This is a genomic window from Vreelandella janggokensis, from assembly GCF_031451615.1.
Taxonomy (GTDB): domain Bacteria; phylum Pseudomonadota; class Gammaproteobacteria; order Pseudomonadales; family Halomonadaceae; genus Vreelandella; species Vreelandella janggokensis.
Map to the genome: position 1 here is coordinate 17,320 of NZ_JARWAJ010000008.1, position 21,562 is coordinate 38,881.

The 21,562-nt window shown below is 57.9% G+C and carries 24 protein-coding genes; 11 read left to right on the top strand and 13 right to left on the bottom strand.

What is annotated here, in order from left to right:
- The first annotated feature begins 77 nt into the window (after positions 1 to 77).
- On the top strand, positions 78 to 356 hold the full coding sequence (locus QC816_RS17420; RefSeq protein ID WP_085920135.1) for a PP0621 family protein: 279 nt from the start codon (positions 78 to 80) through the stop codon (positions 354 to 356).
- Position 357: 1 nt separating this feature from the next.
- Here QC816_RS17420 and thiO read toward each other — a convergent pair whose 3' ends face one another.
- The gene (thiO, locus tag QC816_RS17425; protein WP_085920134.1) at positions 358 to 1,458 is read right to left on the bottom strand and encodes a glycine oxidase ThiO; all 1,101 of its coding nucleotides are present in this window, start codon (positions 1,456 to 1,458) and stop codon (positions 358 to 360) included.
- A 124-nt stretch (positions 1,459 to 1,582) separates the two neighbouring features.
- Here thiO and QC816_RS17430 point away from each other — a divergent pair, with 124 nt between their 5' ends.
- On the top strand, positions 1,583 to 2,131 hold the full coding sequence (locus tag QC816_RS17430; protein WP_309783680.1) for a GspH/FimT family pseudopilin: 549 nt from the start codon (positions 1,583 to 1,585) through the stop codon (positions 2,129 to 2,131).
- A gap of 18 nt (positions 2,132 to 2,149) precedes the next feature.
- On the opposite strand, the gene trxB is transcribed toward QC816_RS17430, so the two are convergent.
- Entirely contained in the window at positions 2,150 to 3,103 is a 954-nt protein-coding gene (gene trxB / locus QC816_RS17435; RefSeq protein WP_085920132.1) for a thioredoxin-disulfide reductase, read from the bottom strand.
- A 282-nt stretch (positions 3,104 to 3,385) separates the two neighbouring features.
- On the opposite strand from trxB, the gene acnA reads away from it, so the two are divergent.
- Positions 3,386 to 6,118, top strand: a complete 2,733-nt coding sequence (gene acnA / locus QC816_RS17440; RefSeq protein ID WP_085920131.1) for an aconitate hydratase AcnA — start codon at positions 3,386 to 3,388, stop codon at positions 6,116 to 6,118.
- A 62-nt stretch (positions 6,119 to 6,180) separates the two neighbouring features.
- On the opposite strand, the gene QC816_RS17445 is transcribed toward acnA, so the two are convergent.
- Entirely contained in the window at positions 6,181 to 7,860 is a 1,680-nt protein-coding gene (locus tag QC816_RS17445) for an NAD-dependent malic enzyme (RefSeq protein WP_309783683.1), read from the bottom strand.
- Between the two features lie 191 nt (positions 7,861 to 8,051).
- Positions 8,052 to 9,263, bottom strand: a complete 1,212-nt coding sequence (locus QC816_RS17450) for a YeeE/YedE family protein (protein WP_309783685.1) — start codon at positions 9,261 to 9,263, stop codon at positions 8,052 to 8,054.
- 252 nt (positions 9,264 to 9,515) lie between these two features.
- Here QC816_RS17450 and QC816_RS17455 point away from each other — a divergent pair, with 252 nt between their 5' ends.
- Positions 9,516 to 10,460, top strand: a complete 945-nt coding sequence (locus tag QC816_RS17455; protein WP_309783687.1) for a co-chaperone YbbN — start codon at positions 9,516 to 9,518, stop codon at positions 10,458 to 10,460.
- Between the two features lie 4 nt (positions 10,461 to 10,464).
- Here QC816_RS17455 and QC816_RS17460 read toward each other — a convergent pair whose 3' ends face one another.
- Positions 10,465 to 11,628 (bottom strand): MalY/PatB family protein, encoded by a 1,164-nt coding sequence (locus tag QC816_RS17460; protein WP_309783689.1) that lies wholly within the window; start codon positions 11,626 to 11,628, stop codon positions 10,465 to 10,467.
- Positions 11,629 to 11,666: 38 nt separating this feature from the next.
- Here QC816_RS17460 and QC816_RS17465 point away from each other — a divergent pair, with 38 nt between their 5' ends.
- From QC816_RS17465 to QC816_RS17485, 5 genes are all read left to right on the top strand, one after another.
- On the top strand, positions 11,667 to 12,098 hold the full coding sequence (locus QC816_RS17465) for a hypothetical protein (protein WP_309783691.1): 432 nt from the start codon (positions 11,667 to 11,669) through the stop codon (positions 12,096 to 12,098).
- Positions 12,099 to 12,217: 119 nt separating this feature from the next.
- Complete coding sequence (locus tag QC816_RS17470; protein WP_186253834.1) at positions 12,218 to 12,625, top strand: acyl-CoA thioesterase; 408 nt, start codon at positions 12,218 to 12,220, stop codon at positions 12,623 to 12,625.
- A gap of 39 nt (positions 12,626 to 12,664) precedes the next feature.
- Positions 12,665 to 12,958, top strand: coding sequence for a hypothetical protein (locus QC816_RS17475; RefSeq protein ID WP_085920125.1), 294 nt, complete (start codon positions 12,665 to 12,667; stop codon positions 12,956 to 12,958).
- 55 nt (positions 12,959 to 13,013) lie between these two features.
- On the top strand, positions 13,014 to 13,535 hold the full coding sequence (locus tag QC816_RS17480; protein WP_309783694.1) for a DUF501 domain-containing protein: 522 nt from the start codon (positions 13,014 to 13,016) through the stop codon (positions 13,533 to 13,535).
- 37 nt (positions 13,536 to 13,572) lie between these two features.
- Entirely contained in the window at positions 13,573 to 14,109 is a 537-nt protein-coding gene (locus tag QC816_RS17485) for an LOG family protein (protein ID WP_085920123.1), read from the top strand.
- Between the two features lie 26 nt (positions 14,110 to 14,135).
- On the opposite strand, the gene QC816_RS17490 is transcribed toward QC816_RS17485, so the two are convergent.
- The gene (locus QC816_RS17490) at positions 14,136 to 14,636 is read right to left on the bottom strand and encodes a hypothetical protein (RefSeq protein ID WP_199284008.1); all 501 of its coding nucleotides are present in this window, start codon (positions 14,634 to 14,636) and stop codon (positions 14,136 to 14,138) included.
- A 34-nt stretch (positions 14,637 to 14,670) separates the two neighbouring features.
- Positions 14,671 to 15,159: a tetratricopeptide repeat protein gene (locus tag QC816_RS17495; RefSeq protein WP_085920121.1), complete on the bottom strand. Its 489-nt coding sequence runs from the start codon at positions 15,157 to 15,159 to the stop codon at positions 14,671 to 14,673.
- A gap of 249 nt (positions 15,160 to 15,408) precedes the next feature.
- Here QC816_RS17495 and QC816_RS17500 point away from each other — a divergent pair, with 249 nt between their 5' ends.
- Together QC816_RS17500 and yaaA are read left to right on the top strand one after the other, a co-directional pair.
- A complete protein-coding gene (locus QC816_RS17500; RefSeq protein ID WP_264824837.1) occupies positions 15,409 to 16,440 on the top strand; it encodes an NADP(H)-dependent aldo-keto reductase in 1,032 nt (343 codons plus the stop codon).
- A gap of 93 nt (positions 16,441 to 16,533) precedes the next feature.
- A complete protein-coding gene (yaaA, locus tag QC816_RS17505; RefSeq protein ID WP_264824836.1) occupies positions 16,534 to 17,313 on the top strand; it encodes a peroxide stress protein YaaA in 780 nt (259 codons plus the stop codon).
- Between the two features lie 9 nt (positions 17,314 to 17,322).
- Here the strand turns inward: yaaA and QC816_RS17510 are convergent, their stop codons facing one another.
- From QC816_RS17510 to QC816_RS17535, 6 genes are all read right to left on the bottom strand, one after another.
- Complete coding sequence (locus QC816_RS17510) at positions 17,323 to 17,898, bottom strand: isochorismatase family protein (RefSeq protein ID WP_264824835.1); 576 nt, start codon at positions 17,896 to 17,898, stop codon at positions 17,323 to 17,325.
- Positions 17,899 to 17,912: 14 nt separating this feature from the next.
- Positions 17,913 to 18,935, bottom strand: a complete 1,023-nt coding sequence (locus QC816_RS17515) for a tryptophan--tRNA ligase (RefSeq protein WP_309783697.1) — start codon at positions 18,933 to 18,935, stop codon at positions 17,913 to 17,915.
- 148 nt (positions 18,936 to 19,083) lie between these two features.
- Positions 19,084 to 19,515: a pilus assembly PilX family protein gene (locus QC816_RS17520; RefSeq protein WP_309783698.1), complete on the bottom strand. Its 432-nt coding sequence runs from the start codon at positions 19,513 to 19,515 to the stop codon at positions 19,084 to 19,086.
- Positions 19,512 to 20,633: a PilW family protein gene (locus QC816_RS17525; RefSeq protein WP_309783700.1), complete on the bottom strand. Its 1,122-nt coding sequence runs from the start codon at positions 20,631 to 20,633 to the stop codon at positions 19,512 to 19,514. Before QC816_RS17525 ends, QC816_RS17520 begins: the two co-directional genes overlap by 4 nt.
- Positions 20,633 to 21,058, bottom strand: a complete 426-nt coding sequence (locus QC816_RS17530; protein WP_309783703.1) for a type IV pilus modification PilV family protein — start codon at positions 21,056 to 21,058, stop codon at positions 20,633 to 20,635. The genes QC816_RS17525 and QC816_RS17530 overlap by 1 nt, the downstream gene beginning before the upstream one ends.
- On the bottom strand, positions 21,055 to 21,561 hold the full coding sequence (locus QC816_RS17535) for a GspH/FimT family pseudopilin (RefSeq protein ID WP_309783706.1): 507 nt from the start codon (positions 21,559 to 21,561) through the stop codon (positions 21,055 to 21,057). Before QC816_RS17535 ends, QC816_RS17530 begins: the two co-directional genes overlap by 4 nt.
- Position 21,562 lies beyond the last annotated feature (1 nt).

Genomic DNA, 21,562 nt, shown 5'->3' on the forward strand with positions numbered 1-21,562 from the left:
CATCAATACGCATTGTCCCGCAAGGGCCGCTCGCAGGCAAAGGCCGCGCTTGCAAATTGCATGAGGGCGCTAACAGGATGAACCTTTTGATTATTCGGCTACTCATTTTCGCGGTGTTGTTCTACGCCGGTCTCAAGCTTTTCAGCATGTACCGCCAATGGCAGCGTGAACGTCTTACCCAGCAGCATGACCAACAGCACGACGGCGGCCATATGGTACGCTGCCGCTGGTGCGACGTGCATTTACCCGAAGAGGAAGCACTGCGCGAGGCTGAGCAATGGTTTTGCTCAAGCGCCCATCGCGACCGTTTCCTGCAGGAGCAGCAGAGCCAGCGTGATAACGACACCGACCCATAGCCTACCCGGCAGTTAATCGTTCTGGCGTCATCTGATACGGCGCCGGATCGATCAACGGTGGGCGCCCGAGCAACTGATCCACCAGCAGGTGCGTTGACGCTGGGGCAAGCACCAGACCATTGCGGTAATGCCCCGCATTCACCGATATATTCTTCCAGCCGGGCAGTTCGCCGATAAAGGGTACGCCATCCGGCGACCCCGGTCTCAACCCTGCCCAATGATACGCCACCGGATAGTCGGCAAGCGCTGGCACGATGCCCTCCGCACTCCGGCGAAGCGACATCAACGCTTCCTGATCAGTCGCCTTGTCGAACCCACACTCCTCGAGTGTCGAGCCGACCAGCAGCAGACCGTCGGCCCGCGGAATCACGTAGCGCCCGTCCTTGAGCACAACGCGCTTTACCAAGCCAGGCGGCGTTTGATAAGCAAGCATCTGGCCTTTTACCGGCCTGACGGGCAGCGAGACCTCAAGCGTTTCCAGCAGCGCCCCGGCCCAGGCGCCGCCACATACAATCGTATGCGCCGCGGTCAGCGTCCGCTGGGCAGTGCTTACACCCTCAATGCGCTCGCCGCGACGTACAAAGCCATTCACCTCACACTGCTCATGCAGCGTCACGCTGGGCATCGCCGATAACCGGGCACGCAGCGCCTTGCCAAGGCGCGGGTTACGCACGCTGCCCAGCGTCGGCATCCAGAGTGCTCCCTCGGTCGGTGGCAGGCAATGTTCTTTGGCACGCACCATATCCGCACTCACACGCTCAAGCGGCTTGCCCATTTGCCGCGCCCAGGACAGCGCGGAATCCGGATCATCCACGCTCAGGTACAGCAGCCCTTTTTGACGGTACTCCGGGTCGATACCGGTCTCTTCCAGCAAACGCAGGGCGAGGCTTGGATAGGCGCCTTCCGACCAGCGCGACAGTTGGGAAATCGCTGGAGCGTAACGCCATGGATACAGCGGCGAAACGATGCCGCCCCCCGCCCATGAGGCTTCTTGTCCACAGTCGCCACGCTCGACCAGACTGACCTTTTGCCCTGCATCGGCTAGCTGCAGCGCGGTCATCATGCCGATGACGCCGCCACCCACAATTAAGAAATCGCTCACACACTTTGTCCGCTTTGGCTTACATAAAAAAGTATCGGCAGCCCCTAAGGTAAGAGTTTCACCACCTGCCGCTTGCTCACGAGCATAACGGTGGGCGCCAAGGGGTCAAGTGCAAGGAGGCGACATGTATCAACCAGAATGGCGCATGAACGTTGCCAAGGCTCGGGGATTTACCCTGCTGGAGCTCTTGGTCACCCTGCTGGTCATGGGCATCATCGCTGTCTGGGGCATTCCCAGCTTTCAGGCGCTGGGTGAACGGACTGCGCGCACCGGCGAAATCAATCGACTGCAAACGGCGCTGGGCTTTGCCCGGCAAACCGCCATTACCCAGCGTCGGTCGATCACGCTATGCCCCATCGCCGACTCACAGACTACATCGCGCTGCGGCGATAACTGGAGCCAGGCTCTGATGGTGGTCCGTGGAGATCAAACCGAGGATATTGCGACAATCGACATACTACGCACATTTCCCGCCAGCGAACGCATCGACGTTCGCTACAGTCGGGGCTGGCGGCGAATACGCTACGATGCGCTGGGCCACAGCAGCGGTTACAACGGACGATTTATCCTCTGCCCCCAGGGCGAAAAATCCCGCTCTAGGGGCAGCACCCTGATCTTGAGCCAACTTGGACGCTGGCGAGTGGCGCCCTCACCAACCCAATGCACCCACTAGCCTGGCCAGTGGCGTCTGTCAGCCTGTAATGCCGTCCAGGTAACGCTCAGCGTCCAGCGCCGCCATGCAGCCACTTCCCGCAGAGGTGATCGCCTGACGGTAGACATGATCCATTACATCGCCGCAGGCAAAGACACCAGGCACACTGGTCGCTGTGGCATTGCCTTCCAGACCCGACTTCACCTTGATATAGCCACCGCTCATATCCAGCTGACCGTCAAAAATGCCGGTATTCGGGCTATGCCCAATGGCAATGAACAGCCCCGGCGCGTGAATATCCTTCAGAGTGTCGTCTTTTGTCGATTTCACCCGCACGCCGGTCACCCCGGTGTTATCACCGAGCACTTCTTCCACCTGCTGAAACCACTCCAGCACGATCTTGCCCGCATCGACTTTTTCAAACAGCTTGTCCTGGAGAATTTTCTCTGCGCGAAGGGTGTCACGACGATGCACAAGGGTCACCTTGGAGGCGATATTCGAAAGGTAAAGCGCTTCCTCAACCGCGGTGTTGCCGCCGCCGACGACAACGACCTCTTGATTACGATAGAAGAACCCGTCACAGGTGGCGCAGGCCGACACGCCCTGCCCCATGAACTGCTGTTCGCTGGGCAGGCCCAGGTAACGCGCGCTGGCTCCCGTCGCCACGATCAGCGCATCGCAGGTATATACACCATTGTCGCCTTTCAAGGTAAAGGGTTTATCGCTTACGCTAACCTCGTGGATATGATCAAAAAGCACTTCGGTATTGAAACGCTCGGCGTGCAGCTTCATGCGCTCCATGAGCTCAGGGCCTTGTACGCCTTGCGCATCACCGGGCCAGTTATCCACGTCGGTGGTGGTCGTTAACTGGCCACCTGCTTGCAGTCCGGTAATCAACAGCGGCTTCAAATTGGCGCGCGCCGCATAGACCGCTGCCGTGTAGCCTGCCGGGCCAGATCCCAGAATGATTAAGCGCTCGTGACGTGTTTGCATGACACCACCTTGTAAAGAGTCGGCTGATAATTTTGCACAGAGTCTGCCTGAAATGGCGTCAAGTACAAGGGATTGCAAGGCCAGTATTACCCAAAAAGGTCGCTGCGACTTGAAACCGCAGGCGTACAGACCCACCTCTAATAACAACCATGGGCCATGATGCTCGGGTGTAACGACCCGGATGAGCCATACTGATAGTCGTCATATCAAGATCAGCCAGAGGAAAGGAAGACAGTGACCGGCGCGCATCGCGCAACGCCAAGCAATAGAGAGGAGAATCGCATGAGCAAGCTTTCTGACACGGAAAAAACATTAACGGTAGGCAACACGTCCTACCACTATTTCAGTCTGCCAGACGCAGCAGACACTCTTGGCAACATCGACCGGCTACCCAAGACACTCAAAATTCTGCTCGAAAACCAGCTGCGTTTTGCCGACGACGAGAGCGTTTCCCAGGATGACATGCAGGCCCTGGTCGACTGGCAAAAAGAAGGCAAATCCAGTCGTGAGATCGGCTACCGTCCCGCCCGCGTGCTGATGCAGGATTTTACCGGCGTGCCGGGCGTGGTCGACCTGGCGTCCATGCGCGCCGCTGTTGAAAAGCTCGGCGAGGATCCTGCCAAGATCAACCCGCTGTCGCCGGTGGACCTGGTCATCGACCACTCGGTGATGGTCGATAAATTTGGCAACCCAGCCGCTTTTCAGGAAAACGTCGACATTGAAATGCAGCGCAACCGGGAACGTTACGAGTTCCTGCGCTGGGGGCAACAGGCCTTCGATAATTTCCGCGTGGTGCCGCCCGGCACCGGCATTTGCCACCAGGTCAACCTGGAATACCTGGGCAAAGCCGTGTGGACCAAGCAGGAAGATGGTCGCACCCTTGCCTACCCCGACACGCTGGTCGGCACTGACTCCCACACCACCATGATCAACGGGCTTGGTGTCCTTGGCTGGGGTGTTGGCGGCATCGAGGCCGAAGCGGCCATGCTCGGCCAACCGGTTTCCATGCTGATCCCCGAAGTGATCGGTTTCAAGCTCACCGGCAAGCTACGCGAGGGCATCACGGCAACCGACCTGGTACTCACCGTCACCGAGATGCTGCGCAAGAAAGGCGTCGTGGGTAAATTTGTCGAATTCTACGGCGATGGCCTGAAAGACCTGCCGCTGGCCGACCGGGCAACCATTGCCAACATGGCACCGGAATATGGCGCCACCTGTGGTTTCTTCCCGGTTGACGACGAAACGCTTAACTACATGCGCCTGACCGGCCGTGAAGATGAGCAGGTTGCCCTGGTCGAAGCCTACTCGAAGGCTCAAGGCCTATGGCGCGAACCGGGCGACGAGCCTATTTTCTCTGACAACCTGCATCTTGACATGACCGAGGTCGAAGCCAGCCTCGCAGGCCCCAAGCGTCCCCAGGACCGTGTAGCCCTGAAAGACATGGCGTCGGCCTTTGAAAAATTCATGCAGGAAGATACCAACGCGGAACCGACCGCCAACGGAAAACTTTCCTCTGAGGGCGGCCAGACTGCCGTGGGGGTTGAGCGCAGCTTTGAACATGACACCAGTCAGGCCGTTAAGCTCAATGACCACGATTTCAGCCTCGACCCCGGTGCCGTGGTGATTGCCGCCATTACGTCGTGTACCAACACGTCCAACCCCAGCGTGATGATGGCAGCCGGCCTGCTCGCCCGCAAAGCGCGCGAAAAAGGTCTCACCACCAAACCCTGGGTCAAGACATCCCTCGCACCGGGCTCCAAGGTCGTCACCGATTACCTGGAGGCCGCCGATTTGAATTATGACTTGGACGCGCTGGGCTTCAATCTGGTGGGCTACGGCTGCACCACCTGTATCGGCAACTCCGGTCCACTGCCCGATGAGATCGAAAAGGCTATTTCCGACGGCGACATGGCCGTTGCCTCGGTACTGTCGGGTAACCGTAACTTTGAAGGTCGCGTTCACCCGTTGGTCAAGACCAACTGGCTGGCATCGCCCCCCTTGGTCGTCGCTTACGCGCTGGCGGGCAACGTCCAGTGCGACCTGAGCAAGGATCCACTGGGTCAGGACAGCAACGGCAATCCGGTTTATCTCAAGGATATCTGGCCAAGCCAGGCGGAAATCGCCACCGCTGTCGAGCAGGTCAATACCGCGATGTTCCATAAAGAATATGGTGAGGTGTTTGAAGGCGACGATATATGGAAGGCCATCAAGGTACCCGAAAGCAAGGTCTATCAGTGGCCTGAGTCGACCTATATCCAGCACCCGCCGTTTTTCGAGGGCATGGGCCGTGAACCCGACGCCATCGAGGACGTCCACAACGCCCGCGTACTCGCCATGCTGGGCGATTCGGTGACCACCGACCATATCTCCCCGGCCGGCGCCATCAAACCCGATAGCCCCGCCGGGCGCTACCTTCAGGAGAACGGCGTCAAGCCGGTGGACTTCAACTCCTACGGCTCGCGCCGCGGTAACCATGAAGTCATGATGCGTGGCACCTTCGCCAACGTGCGGATCAAAAACGAAATGCTCGATGGCGTGGTTGGCGGCGAAACCCGTCATGTGCCAAGCGGTGAGCAGATGGCGATCTACGACGCCGCGATGAAGTACAAGGAAGAAGGCAAGCCGCTCGTCGTGATCGCCGGCAAAGAGTACGGCACCGGCTCTTCGCGTGACTGGGCGGCCAAAGGCACCCGCCTGCTGGGCGTTCGCGCCGTGCTCGCCGAGTCTTACGAACGCATCCACCGTTCCAACCTGATCGGCATGGGAGTGGTACCGCTGCAGTTCCCCGAAGGTGAGAGCCGCAAGACGCTGGGGCTAACCGGTGATGAAGAGGTATCGATTGCCGGACTCAGCGATTTAACACCTGGAGGTAGCGTCAAGGTGACCATCAAAACTGCTGATGGCGAAAAAACCGTTGATGCCAAGTGCCGGATTGATACTGAAAACGAACTGGCTTACTTCCGTCATGGTGGTATCCTACATTACGTGCTGCGTAACATGATTGGCGCAGCCTAATCGGGAAACCGACCAATGCTTGCTGGCCCCCACCTTGTGGGGGCTTTTTTTTGCACGTAAGCCTAGAAAGCGCGCCGCCGGTAGGTGCGGTATTCCGGATTCCATGAAGCACGATCGATGGCAGTGCGCAGTTCGGTACCTCCGGTCTTGAGGGCCACACCGTTCTGTTGCGCCTGGGCCGCCACTTCAAAGGCGATGGACTGACTGATGTCACGGATACGCGACAGCGGTGGCAGCAGCGCGCCCTTGCCCTCCTTGACCAATGGCGCCTCCCGCGCTAATGCCCGCGAAGCACTCATCAACATTTCATCAGTGACGCGCGATGCCCTGGCAGCCACGACCCCAAGCCCGATGCCGGGGAAAATATAGGCGTTGTTACACTGCGCAATCGGATAGGTGCGGCCGTTAAAGACCACCGGTGGAAACGGACTCCCAGTTGCCACCAACGCCTGGCCTTCCGTCCAACGAATGACATCCTCGGGCACCGCTTCCGCCTGGGAGGTCGGGTTGGATAACGGCATGATCACAGGATGCTCACACCCCGCGTGCATGGTGCGCACCACCTGCTCGGTAAAAATCCCACGCTGGCCGCATACGCCAATCAGCACTGTCGGCTTGATCTGCGCAATCGTCTCTTCAAGCCCTTGCCCGTTCCAATTGGCGACCAGGTCTGCCTCGTGGGCCAGGCGGCGTTGAAAATCGCGCTGCCAGGGCTGATCGTCAGTCATCAGGCCTTCTCGGTCCACCATGTAGATGCGCGCGCGGGCTTCGCTTTCGGGCAAGCCCTCCGTCTGCATGGCCACCACCACCTGCTCGGCAATGCCGCAACCGGCAGAGCCGCCGCCGACGAAAACCACCCGCTGATCAGCAATGGTTTGCCCGCGAGCCTGGCACGCCGCCAGGAGCGTCCCTACGACTACCGAGGCGGTACCCTGAACATCGTCATTAAAGCAGCACAGCTGGTCACGATACTGCTCCAGCAAAGGCATGGCGTTGGCCTGGGCAAAATCCTCAAACTGCAGCAATACGCTGGGCCAGCGACGTTTGACGGCAGCAATGAAGGTGGCCATGAACTCATTGTATTCCTCCTGACCGATCCGCTCGTGCCGCCAGCCCATGTACATCGGGTCATCCAGCAGCGACTTATTGTTGGTACCCACATCAAGCATGATCGGCAGCGTGTACGCGGGGCTGATGCCGCCACAGGCCGTATACAGGGCCAGCTTGCCAATGGGAATGCCCATCCCGCCGATGCCCTGGTCGCCCAGGCCGAGAATCCGCTCACCGTCAGTGACAACGATCACCTTGACGTTGTCCTTGGTGGCGCTGCGCAGGATGTCGTCCATGTGCTCGCGGTCAGGGTAGCTGATAAACAACCCGCGGTGGTTGCGGTAGATATTGGAAAACTCCTGACACGCCTTGCCCACCGTCGGCGTGTAGATGATTGGCAGCATTTCTTCGAGGTGCTGTGACACCAGGCGAAAATACAGTGTTTCGTTATCATCCTGGATGGCACGCAGGTGAATATGGCGCTCCAGGTCACTGTGGCACTGCTGATATTGCCGATAGGCGCGCTCAAGTTGTTCATCGATCGTCTCCACCTTCTGTGGCAAGAGACCGATCAGGTTGAACGCCAGCCGCTCCTCCTGAGTAAACGCACTGCCTTTATTCAATAGCGGCATTTCAAGTAGGGAAGGACCGGCATAAGGAAGGTATAAGGGGCGTTTGCTCGCGGTGGTCATAAGCAGTCTCGTTTTTTAGCAAATTTCTATTGCAATGCAGCAACATAGCGCGTCTGCAGCCGTTGAGCGTAATGTAACATGCCCACCCTACAAAGGTAGCAAACAGGCGTTTTAAAGCGACAAAAAAGCCCCAACCAACGTTGAGGCGTAAATAGAAAAGTAGCCTGAAAATGGCGCTAGCTAATGACTTCTTAGCATGTTTTGGCCGTCGGCTTACGCGCAGCTTCCCCGGTGAAAAATAACGGGCGCAGTTTGACGCCTGCCATATTGCCGACAAATGCCGCCACTAACCAAAGCCAGCCATGGAGGCTGCCGGACGCAATGCCACTGAAATAGGCGCCGATATTGCAACCAAAGGCCAGTCGCGCCCCATAACCCAGCAAAAGGCCACCGATGATCGCCGCCAGTATTGAGCGTAGCGGAATCCTGAAGTTAGGCGCAAAGCGTCCGGCAAGGCTGGCCGCCGCTAACGCCCCCAGCATGATGCCCACATTCATGACAGTGGTCACGTCGCCCCATACGCTTGCGTCAAGCGCTGCCTCATTGCCTGGCGACTGCCAATAGCCCCACTGGGATACATCGCCACCCATCAGCTCGAAGCCTTTAGCGCCCCACAGTGCGAACGCCGAGGTAATCCCCCACGGACGCCCAGCCAACGCCAGGGTGGCAAAGTTCAATACCGCAAGGCCAATGGCGCCTGCCACCAGCGGCCAGGGACCCGCTAGCCAGCGCTGATAACCATGCTTGTCTACTGGCGTGGCTTGTTCGAGCCTGCCATGGCGGCCTTTTTCCATCACCACGGTAAACGCTGCAATGGCGGCAAACAGCACCAGGCTAATGGCGATACCGCCACCGGCGCCTGCCACCCTCACCAGGGAAACGGGCTGAAAGGCGGGCAGGCTTTGCCACCAGCTAAAGTGCGCGGTGCCGATCACCGACCCGACGATGAAAAAGATCAGCGTGATGACCATGCGGGCATTGCCGCCACCGGCCGTGAAGAGGGTCCCCGAGGCGCAGCCACCGCCTAGTTGCATACCCACGCCAAACAGAAAAGCGCCGACCAGCACCGAGATACCTATGGGCGCCACAAAGCCGTACACCTCTTGACCAAACAGCGTACCCGCGCCCAATGCGGGGAAAAACAGCACCACGGCCAGCGCCAGCATGATCATCTGTGCCCGCAGGCCGCGTCCACGCCGCTCTTTGATGAACACCCGCCACGCAGACGTAAAGCCAAACGCCGCATGATAAAGCACCATGCCAAATAGCCCACCGACGATCATCAGCAGACCGGTATTGGCCTCAAAGACCACACCGATGACCAGTGCGCCCAGCACAACCGCCGCTGTGGCGATAAGTGGCACACGATACGGGGCGGAGGGGGTTTCAGTCGTTGTCGACATACAGTCACCTTGGCAACACCAAAAGCGCCTGGCGGGGAAACCGGCGCTTTTGGTCGATATAGATAATAATGATGATGAGCCTACCGATTGCTCACGATAGCGTAAAATGCTTTATCGGGCATCTTCTATATCATTAAAGAATATAAACGCACCGTCCGGCGACAAGCACGCTTTTTTAGCCGATTCACCTTGAATCCGCGCCGATGCGGCTGCATATAAGGAGTCAAATTTCCTTATATCGCGAGTCCTTTTATGTCATCCATCATTGATCCTCGCACCGGTGAAGCATTAACCAGTCCTGAATCTGGCCAGGACGGCCAAGCCAGCGGCGACCAGCCACCGGTTCGCCCCGAAGACGTCATCATTGACCTCAACGCCGGTAATATCCAGCAAGTCCTGGAAGCCTCCATGAAAGTCCCGGTACTGATGGACTGCTGGACGCCTGACTCCGAGCCATGCAAACAGCTCATGGCGGTATTGGAGCGGCTCGCGGTCGAGTACGGAGGGGCCTTCCTGCTCGCCAAACTGGATACTCAGGCCAACCCTGAGATTGCCAGTCAGTTGGGCGTGCAATCAGTACCCGATGTTAAACTGATCAGCCAGGGTGGTCTGGTCGATGGTTTCCAGGGCGCGCTACCTGAAAAACAGATTCGTGAGTGGCTCAATCGCTATTTCCCAGCCCCGGAAGACGCGCCACCCAGCCCCGAGGAGCAGGCTGAAGCGGCTCTCAACGAGGGCGATCACGCTGGTGCACGGGACATTTACCAAAACCTGGTCAGCCAATACCCGGACCACTACCCCTACCAGATCGGCCTTGCCCGGGCGTTGGTCAGCGAAGGGCGCCGCGATGAAGCCCGCAGCCTGTTGGACAACCTGCCCCCGGAAGAGCGCGACGCCCCGTCTGCCCGCGGCGTTCGGGCTAGCATCGAGTTCGGCGAACAGGCACTTTCCAGCGACGAAATTGCCGCCCTGGGTGACCGCACCGATAGCGAAGCGCAATACCAACGCGCCCTGCGTCAGGTAGCGGATGGCCAGTACGAAGCCGGACTGGAGGCGCTGCTGACGCTCATGAAGCAGGACCGCGCCTACAATGACGATGCCGCACGCAAGACACTGCTGCAGGTATTCGACGCCCTGGGAGCTGACCACCCGCTGACGGTCACCTATCGCCGTAAGCTGTTTGCCCTGCTCTACTAATCGCTCAACCGGCCAATAGCGTATCCATACGAGCTAACGCCGCCTCCAACTGCGAGGCGGTGGTGCCAAAGTTGAGCCGCACAAACCCCGGGTGGCCAAACGCCGCACCGTCTGAAAGAGCGACACCCGCCTGCTCAAGCAGTGACGCCTGCGGCGATTCACCCAGGCCAGCCCGGCGCATATCCAGCCACGCCAGGTAGGTTGACGCGGGTGGGCTCATCTCGACCCCCGGCCACGTCGCGACCCTCGCCTTGAGCGTCGCGCAATGCTCGCGTAGAACCCCCAGCAAGGCCTGACGCCAAGGATCTCCGTGGCGGTAAGCCGCTTCCGCTGCCACCAACCCCAGCACGTTGCCATCGGGCAACAAGCCTTTGGCGGCCTGGGCGAAACGCTTGCGCAGGCTTTCGTCGGGGATCACCGCGCAGGCAGTGGTCAAGCCCGCCAGGTTGAACGTCTTCGACGGTGCCCAGAGCGTAATGGTGCGTTTGGCAAGTGCCGGGAAAGCCGCGACCAGCGGCTGGTGGTGCGCCCCTTCGTCAAGCAGCAAATCGCAATGCAGCTCATCGGACACCACCCAAAGATCATGGCGTTCGACAAATGCCGCCAGTGCAGCCAGCTCGCCATGCGACCAGACGCGGCCAGTGGGGTTATGCGGGTGACACCACAGTAGCAGGCGCGTTTGCGGGGTCACCGCAGCTTCCAGTGCACCGATATCCAGCCGCCAGCTATCGTCGGCGCTGACCGGCGTGGCCAATGCCGCCTGCTGAGGCAACCGGCCGGTACGCTCGGCCACCGCCAGAAAAGGCGGGTAGATCGGGGTCACGGTCAACACGCCGTCACCCGGGGCCGTCAGCGCCAGGGCCGCCAGATGCAGCGCGGGCACCACGCCCGGCAGCCACTGTTGCCACTCGGGTTGTATAGGCCACAGATAGTGGTCAGCGCTCCACTCGCACAAGGTTTCTGTTAACGTATCAGGCACTTCACCGTAGCCATAAACACCGTGAGATACCCTGGCGTGTAGGGCCTCTATCACCGCGGGCGGTGAGTGAAAGTCCATGTCCGCGACCCATAGGGGAAGCACATCATCGGCGTACCGGTGCCATTTTTGCGATGCCCACCCCCCGTTGGGGTGGCGTCGTTCAATGGGCGTGGCAAAATCAAATGCCATTATGTCTCTCACTTATCTAATCGGGGGTGCTATAGAGCATGCCGCAAGATGACTTTTATACCAAGGTCCGCGCAGGATGCCCGGCGCTATTACGCCAATGGCGTTCGCTCGGCCAGGCTGATGCCGACCGCCTCGCACTGATTCTCGCCGAGACGGCGCGGGTCGCCAAGCTCGGCGAACCCAGCGAGACGCCGACAGGCGCCACGCTGGATGCCTGGAGCCATGCTCAGGACACCGACATTCCGCTATGGGCACCGCGCACAGCGGTGTTCCTGCTTAACCAGATGCCCGCACGCCCCGTGCCCAAGAGCGAAGCCGAAGCCTGCGCCTGGGCATACTGCTGGCTGCGCAACCGGCATTTTGACCACCTGGAAGACGCGCATCTGGCACTTCCAGCTCATTTAAAAGCCCCGCTGAAAAGCGCCTTGGCAGCCGCTTGGCGTGACCAGCAAGGGCTTCGCCTGGTGTGAACCAGCACCGCCGACACTTGACCAAGCGCTTGCTTGGGGTAATCCTGAAGCAGGTCGTCCATCGACTGTTTGATGCTCCGCGCCACTAACAACCTGTTACTACCAACAAGGATAGCGCCATGTTTACCCGCACCATCGAGCCGGCGTTTTACGACACCGATGCTCTGGGCCACATCAACAACACTCGCCTTCCCGCCTGGTTTGAGTTGGCCCGCAACGACCTATTCAGGTTATTCACCCCCGACCTGAACCCCAAAGCATGGCGGCTGATCATGGCGCGGATGGAGGTCGACTACCGTGCTGAACTGTTTTATGGTCACGATATCGAATTACGTACCTACCTGACGCGCCTGGGCAACAGCTCCTTTACTGTTACCCAGGAAGCGCGTCAGCATGGCAAGTTAACCAATGTCGGGCACACCATTCTCGTGCAGTACGATCATCAGGCTAAATGCACTGTGCCCATCGAAGGCGAGTTGCGGGAAGCGCTCTCCGCCCATCTCCAAGACGCGCCCGCCCCCGCCTGAACCGCGACGCCCCGGCAACGGGGCGGCCAGGAGTGCCCCATGGCGATCCGCTATAACCTTTGGCTAGACCCGGACAACACCGCCCAACACCGCGCCGTCGAGGCCGACCTTGAGCGCTACTTTATGGAACGCTTTGCCGATTATCCGCATATTCGCTTGTTCGGCGCCGACCCCTACGATTATGATGCGCCGTTCAACCGCCTGTACGATGTACTGATGGCGCGAGCGGCTGAATATTGTGAGCGTACCTGGCATTATGTGGCCTCTCCGGAACAGCTCAATCGCTGCTTTTTTCGCGCCGTTGGCCGCTCCACCAAGTTTGTCCGGGATTAATCCTGCGCACTACCACTTCCCTTACACCCGATGACTGCCTGCAAGAGACTCGCCCATGGTGATTCGCACTAATCAAGCGCCCGACGAACGCCAACTGGCGATTATTACCCAGCAGCTCGGCCGCCCGCCAAAGGGCATTGAGGCCGTGACGGCTACCGACGGTAATGGCACCCCACTGGTGCTGCGCATGGCCCCGATTGTCGAGGGCAAACCTTTCCCGACGCTCTACTGGCTGTGCTCCGACGTGCTCAAAGTCGAGATATCGCGCATTGAAGCCGTCGGCGTTATCAAGTCGCTGGAACAGCAGCTACAGGACGACCCCGCTTTTCTCGCCGCCTACCAGCAAAGCCATCGTGACTATGTGGAGACTCGCTGGGCACTGATGAACGATGCTCAGCGTGCCGAGGTCGTTGAGCGCGGCTACACCGACGTACTCACCCAACGCGGTATTGGCGGCATCAGCAACTGGCAGCAGGTTCGCTGCCTGCACACCCAGTACGCCCACCACCTTTGCGGCAACAATGTGATTGGCCAATGGATGGATGCTCACTATCAGGTCGACGCCTGTCTGCCTTGAGCCTTCATCTCGGCCCCCATCAGTACAAGGAAGCAAGATGTCCCGAATCTGCGTTTATCTTGGCTCTCGGGAGGGCAATAGCCCTACCTTTCGTCACGCCACCCATGAACTGGGGCACACCCTGGCAGCTCGCGGTCATACACTGGTCTACGGCGGCGCCCGGGTCGGTTTGATGGGCGTACTGGCCAATGCGGCACTTGACGCCGGGGGCGAGGTGGTTGGCGTGATGCCGGATCATCTGGTCGAGCGCGAGCAGGCCCACTTTGGCCTTAGCGAGCTGATACGCGTGCCCAATATGCACGAGCGCAAGGCAACGATGGCCGCCAATGCCGATGCGTTCATTGCCCTGCCCGGCGGTATCGGTACCTTTGAAGAACTGTTTGAAATCTGGACCTGGGGGTATCTGGGCCTGCATGAAAAGCCGCTGGGACTCCTCAATGTCGACGGGTTCTACTCGCCGCTGCTGACGTTTTTGAACAGTACCGTCCAGCAGGGATTCATGGCACAAGCAACGCGAGACATGCTGCTCGACGCCGAAACACCCAAGGCAATGCTTGAGGCGCTTGAAAGATAAGGGGGATGGTTAAATAACGCCTACGCTTACTGACAAAGCTGCTGGGTGCGCTGGTAAGTCAGTTGCAGTAACCGCGCGTCTTCACCGGCACGATGGCGATGAATGCCGCGCTCGGCGATGACCGCTTCCTTGGTATCGCTCCATAGCGCCTGCTGATCTTCACTCAGTAGAATTCTCAGCGCTTCCAGACGAAAGCCCGGCAGCATGCCCGCATGATGAAACAACAACGATAGCCAGGTATTGTCATATCCCCAGCTATCGCTATACGCCTTGCCCTCGTCACTTAATTCGTCGTTCAGCCAGCGTGCCACCTGACGTACCGGAAAGCCCTCGCGGCACAATCGATCGCGGGAGATGCCGTGCAGCAACTCAGCCTTCGGGTCCCAGTGGGTCCATTCATCAAGCGGTTGAATAAGGAACGCACAGGTGGACCCGTCGGCACGGGCAATGCCTACCTCGATCGGGTAGCTACCGCGCCCGAAACCGGACGCTTCAATATCCAACACCGTCGGTAGCGTCTCGGACACGGACGACCTCACTTGCGAAAAAAGGGACGGCACATCATGCCGCAACAGGGTCGGACGGCTCACTTACCAGGCTCTGCCAATAGGCAGCCTGGTCGGCATCCACCGCTAGGCCCAGCTCGCCGACCCGGTAAGCATGCGCCAGGCGTTCAGCCGCTAGTGAATGACCGGATTGTGCCGCACGTGCATACCAGGTCACCGCGTAATCATCGCGGCTCGGGTACTGCGCACAGCCGGTCTCATAAATTTTCGCCGCCTGATACTGCGACTTTACATCGCCTGCATGGGCGGCTTCCATGACATAGCGCGCCCCGCGTGCTTTATCGTGGGGCGACAGGCTTCGCTGTAACAGCATGTTGCCATAAACGGAAAGCGCGTCGGGATGGCCCGCCTCAGCGCAGCGCTTGAACAAGTTCAGCGTCAACCGCTGAGTACGCGGTGAGCGTGGCAACAGCCAACGATTTTGAAACAGCCTTTCGGCCAGACGAAACTCAAGCCGAATGAACAAAGATGATGCCTGTGGCATGGCCAACCACCCTGCCTGTTTGTGAAACCTTGGGCCAGCCGTCACTCTCTATGAGACAACCAACCACGCGACAAACCGGCCCTTGGCCGGTCAATGGGCTGGCAAGCATACGCCTGCCATGGCGACGACTCAACCCCTCTTATTTGCTGCCTGGCGAACGCCTCGCTAACATGCCCAACAACCCCGACGCGATGCGCTGGAAATACCGCGCATTCCGCAGGTCATTGTGTTCATACTAGGAGACCCATCATGCAAACGCGACCACTGGGCAGAACCGGAATGCAAGTCAGCCGACTTTGCCTGGGCACCATGACATTTGGCGAACAGAACAGCGAAGCCGAGGCCCACGAGCAGCTTGATCGAGCTGTCGCTTTTGGGATCAACTTTATTGATACCGCCGAAATGTATCCGGTACCGCCCAAGGCCGACACCCAGGGGCTGACAGAGCGCTACGTGGGTAGCTGGCTCAAGCAGCGTGGCGAACGCGACGATGTCATCCTGGCCACCAAAGCTGCAGGCCCTGGGCTTGACCACATACGCGGCGGGCCACGCCTGACCCGCGAACACCTCTTCAAGGCGGTCGACGCAAGCCTTGAGCGCCTACAGACCGACTATGTGGATCTTTACCAGTTGCACTGGCCCGATCGCAGCACCAACTTTTTCGGCAAGCTCGGCTATACGCACAACGAAGAAGAAGATGCCACACCGCTCGAGGAAACCTTGAGCGCGCTGAAAGAGTTGGTCGACGCCGGTAAAATCCGCGCCATCGGCCTGTCGAACGACACCCCTTGGGGCACCATGCGCGCCCTGCAGCTCGCCGACCAGCTTGACCTGCCGCGCGTGGCTTCGATCCAAAACCCCTACAACCTGCTGAATCGCTCCTTTGAGGTCGGCCTGGCGGAAATTGCCCACCGCGAAGACGTCGGGCTCCTAGCCTACTCGCCGCTGGGCTTTGGCGTGCTCTCGGGCAAATACCTGAATGGTGCCAAACCGCCCAAGGGCCGCCTTACCCTGTTTGAACGCTTCAAGCGCTACACTTCGCCGGAAGCCGACGCCGCCACCCACGCCTATGTGGCGCTGGCCCGCGATTACGGTCTCGACCCCGCGCAGATGGCACTGGCCTTCGTCAATTCGCGCAGTTTTCTGACCAGCAACATCATCGGTGCCACCACCATGGAACAGTTGGAAAGCAACCTGGCCAGCGAAAGCCTGAAGCTCGACGACGAACTGCTGGAGGCGATCGACGATATCCATCGCCGCATGCCCAACCCCTGCCCTTGATGGCAGACAACGCTATCGACCTTATAGCCTCGGCCAACGCCGAGGCTTGGTATAATACGGATCATTATTTCTGCGACGTCCAAGGAATCTGCCATGTTGAGCGTTATTTCGCCGGCCAAAACACTGGATTTTGAAACCCCATCAACCACCCGAGACGTCAGCCAGCCGGATTTTCTGACCGACAGCCAAGCACTCATTGATATTCTGCGCGACTATTCGCCTCAGCAAATCAGTGACCTGATGGGCATCAGCGATAAACTGGCAGGGCTGAATGCGGCACGCTTTGCCGACTGGCAGCCGCCGTTTTCGCTGGAAAACGCCAAACCTGCCGCACAGGCTTTCCAGGGCGATGTCTATACCGGGCTTGAAGCCGATACCTTTAGCGACGCTGAAAATCGCTATGCCCAGCAGCACCTGCGCATTCTCTCGGGGCTTTATGGTCTGTTGCGCCCGCTGGATTTGATTCAGCCCTACCGGCTGGAGATGGGCACCAAACTGCCCAACCCGGCGGGCAAGGACCTGTATGCCTATTGGAAGCCCACGCTGACAACAGCGCTGGACGCGGCGATTGCCGAGAGCGGTTCCAAGGTACTGGTGAATCTTGCTTCCAACGAGTATTTCAAAGCCGTGGATGCCAGGAAGCTGGATGCCCGAGTCATTACGCCGGTGTTTAAAGACGAGAAAAACGGCGCCTTCAAAATCATCAGCTTCTACGCTAAAAAAGCGCGCGGCCTGATGAGTGCCTGGATCATTAGACAGCAGGTCAATGACCCAGACGCGCTAAAAGACTTTGATGTCGCGGGATATCGCTTCGATGCCGCTGCGTCCCAGGGCGACACCTTTGTCTTCACCCGCCGCGAATCGGATCGTTAAGGGTTCCCGCTAGAAAAACCGGACGGCCCTATCGGCACGCGGTTTCAGGAACTGGCGATGCACGGCGCTGAAAGACGCGGTATCGCAGCGATGAAGCCACTCATAAACCACCATATCCGCCGAGACCGCCTGCGCCCCCAGGGCGCAGGCCCGCTCGCGCGCCAAGACGGCCTCCTCGACCCGGCGGCTGGCCGTTGCTTCCGTCAGCCAATAGACCGCATAGCCTTCGTCCAGCAGCCCCATCGCCGTTTGCAGGACACAGATATGCGCCTCGGTGCCACACAGAACCACCTGCTGCCTGCCCGAGGCGCTCAGCGCTTCACGAAACGCCGTCTCTTCCATCGCCCCGAAGTGCTGCTTCTGCCAAATCGTTGGCGCTTGCCGCGCTTCCAGCAGCGCCGGTGCCGTGCCGCCCAGCTTTTCAGGCATCTGTTCGGTCAGCCATACGGGGACTTCAAGCGCATCCGCCACGCCATACAGCCAATGGGCCTCGGCAATGGCCTGGCTACCGCCATCAATCACCGGCACTAAACCAGCTTGAAAATCGACCATCAGCAGTAAGCTTTTATCGCGTTGCAGGCGCACGTCATCACCTCGTTCTAGTTGAAACGGCCGAGCCCCACGGCGGCTCGCAGTCTATCCATGGTCACCGCCGTTCCTTCCCGCGCTCTTTCAGCCCCTTTCTGCAGAACCGCTTCAATATGACCCGGGTCTTCCATGAGTGCGTTATAGCGCTCGCGGGGTTTTTCCAGGTGGGCGTTGAGATACTCAAACACCTGGTTCTTGGCATCCCCCCAGCCAATGCCGTCGGCATACTGCTGGCGCATGGTCGCTGTTTCCTCGGTTGAGGCAAAGGCGGCGTAGATCTGGAACAGCGTGCAGGCATCCGGGTCTTTAGGCTCGCCGGGTTCCAGCGAGTTGGTCTTGATCTTGCGCACCAGCTTCTGCAGCTTTTTCTCGGCGACAAAGAGCGGAATGGTGTTGTTGTAACTCTTGGACATCTTGCGTCCGTCCAGCCCACCGAGCACCTGGCTCTTTTGGTCCACCACCGCATTGGGCAGCGTGAAATAGTCGCCTTTGTACAGATGGTTGAAACGACCCGCGATATCCCGCGCCATCTCGATATGCTGGATCTGGTCGCGCCCGACCGGTACCTTGTTGGCGTTGAACATCAGGATATCCGCCGCCATCAACACGGGGTAGCCGAACAGCCCCATGGTGATGCCTTTATCCGGATCCTGGTTGCCCGCTTCTTCGTTCTCGGCCACAGCGGCCTTGTAGGCATGGGCACGGTTCATCAGTCCCTTGGCACACACGCAGGAAAGCATCCAGGTAAGCTCAGGGATTTCCGGAATATCCGATTGGCGATAGAAAATGGCGTTGTCGGTATCCAGTCCCAGCGCCAGCCAGGTCGCGGCAATTTCCAGTCGCGACTGCTGCACGCGCTTGGGGTCCTGGCACTTGATCAGCGAGTGGTAGTCGGCCAGAAAGTAGAACGACTGTACGTTGGGGTCCTGGCTCGCCTCAATGGCGGGTTTGATCGCCCCGACGTAGTTGCCCAGATGGGGCGTCCCGGACGTGGTGATACCGGTAAGAACACGGGTTTTGGGTGACTGACTCATGGTTTTTGGGCTCATCATTGAACGTACATAGCAATATGATACGTGCATAATCATAGGGATGCGACAAACGTGGTTTAGTTTTATCACCAATATCAAGGCAAGCGCCAGTACTGATAAAATAAACAACCTCAAGATTACTTAAAAATACTTATTCTAGAAACATGAAGTAAGGGTCACTGACAGCGACACGTTCTTCTCGGTTATTATATAAAGCCCCGAAAGCTACCAAGCAATTGCGACCATCCACCACCAAAGGAAAATAAAAACACTCCGATTCTTCTGTCGCACACCGGTCAACGACTTCCCCAAGCTGATTGATCTGCTCCCATTTCATTTCTTCTATTGCTTCTCTCTCATATTCATCCCCCCAAATAATCGCCCCTATACCTTCATTGACAACGTGTGAGTAAGCAGATTCAGCATTCATATTAGCTTGCACAACTGCTCGATAGTTACCTGACATGTACTCACCAACTACTGCAGTCTGCATAGCAGTCAGCCCTAGCAAGCTAGCTCCAGTCAGCAATGCCATTACAATTATCAAAGCAGCGCCATTTTGTTTTTGACATAAAAGCTTCATTCGTCACCAAAATTTATATTTTCAGACAGTCGCTCTAGCTGTCGGCGCATTGAAAATTCGTAGCCATAGATCGAAAGCAAATCCCAAACGCTAAAATCTGCATTAATACCGCTAACATTATTAAATGCAACCGAGCCACTAGAAATAATGCTTCCGACAAAACTAACGCCTGAAACACTTATATTGGCGCTTCCACCGCTCCATATGAGGCCTCTAAATAGAGCATCGGAATTACCACTTCCATTAAAATTAACTACCCCACCTGCGACAATCGCAACATCAAATACTGATTCGTTATTATTTTGCGACATTGAAATACCATTTTCAGCTACGATCACTTTCCCACTTAGCTTAGCTACATTTAAATTATTTATATTACCGTTACAGTAAAAAGCGTCACGAGATGAATTCATTATTTCGTCCGCTCTACATGTGGCCACAACGTTTTCCAGCTTACTAAACGCATTGATGTAATCCGTATAGAAATCATGCGAAGCGCCCTGTTGTGGAGAAGGCACACTAGCCAACCCCAGGTTTGAATTAGCCGTTGATTCAGCAACAAGAATATTGTCTGCTCCACTTAACGCACCACCGGCAATCACAACATCCCCCTTGCCTTCTTGGCTCACCGGCGCCTCTGCAAACCACTTATAAACTTCAGGCCGATTCATAATATGAAAAACAATCGGTTCACCGTTATTTTCAATTGGTAGTGACACACGATAAAGCGCGCCGTTATCCGGTACAGGCTCTCCCAACTCGTGCTCTTCCACGGAACAATCCGACAAATCGTCACTGGAAAGGTCTTTGCGGAAACTGACCAGCGGCTGGTTCCCTTCTTCGGTATCCGCCACGGTGCAGGTGCACTGATTTTTTTCCTGGACTAGCTCTGACTCGCATTCAAGCGTGTAGCGCCCAGGTCCATACTGTCGAATCTCGCGGGTAATGCGCTGGGCGATAAATACCAGGTTTTCCTGCTTTCGGCTGATCTTGTCGACGTTTTGAAAGGTTTGAAAAGTGGTCAGAAACAGTTGCCCCGCGCCCAGGATGATGATGGTGCCGATCACCATGGCAACCATCAGCTCTACAAGCGTGAACCCGCGTTGGCGCTGTTGCATCATTGCACCTCAATCTCGGGAAGGCGGAAGGTGTAATCGAACTGGTCATTATCGTCTTCACTTAGCGCCAGGATCACCGTAAATCGGCACCTATCTTCACCGTTGCCGTTGGTAATGTGGCTGTCGCTTTTAATCACATTACGCAAAGGGGTGTTATCGTTATTCTGGAACCAGTGGTTTGCCCATGCCTGTTCGACTGCATCAACGTTGATATCCGCACAGGTTTCGCTAGGCTCAAGCATTGCCAACCGCCCCCAAAGCCGCTCCTGAGCATCGACGGCGGCAACGCTGGCTACGGAGCGCTGATAACCTTGGGTCGCGCTTTGCAACGCTTTTAACTGCATGGCAGCGACGCCCACCAGACCCAACGACAACACCAGCAGTGCAATCAGCGCTTCTACCAGACTGAAGCCACGCTGCATCATTGAGCGGCCTCCTTATGCAGGCTGCCTGTTACGCGAACGGTGAGCGTCACCGGGTCGAGATTGTCTTCCGAGAGCGTAATCTCGCACTGGCCATCAACGTCATCGCAGTCGCTGATATCCGCATCACCCAGGCTTTCAAACACTAAAGAGAAGCTGCCTTCGGGCTGGGTAATATTGTCGGTTTGCCCTACGCGCATGACGTTCGCCTCTCCGTCGCCTTGAGCACTTTCGGCCCAGTAACACCACGGGGCGTCGTTGCATGCGTCAGGGCGGCGCGCAGCGTTGAGTTCGTTGGGCGGGGAAAATTCCACCGTGATGGGCTGACGCTGCTTGATCGCTTCGCTGCGGGCAAAGGTCAGCACCGATTGCATCTGGTTAACATCACCAGCCAGCTGTTGGCGAGCCACAAACGTGGAAAAGGCAGGCGCCGCGAGAAGCATCAACAACGCCGCGATGACCAGCACGATCATCAGTTCAATGAGGGTAAAACCGCGTTGAGGCATC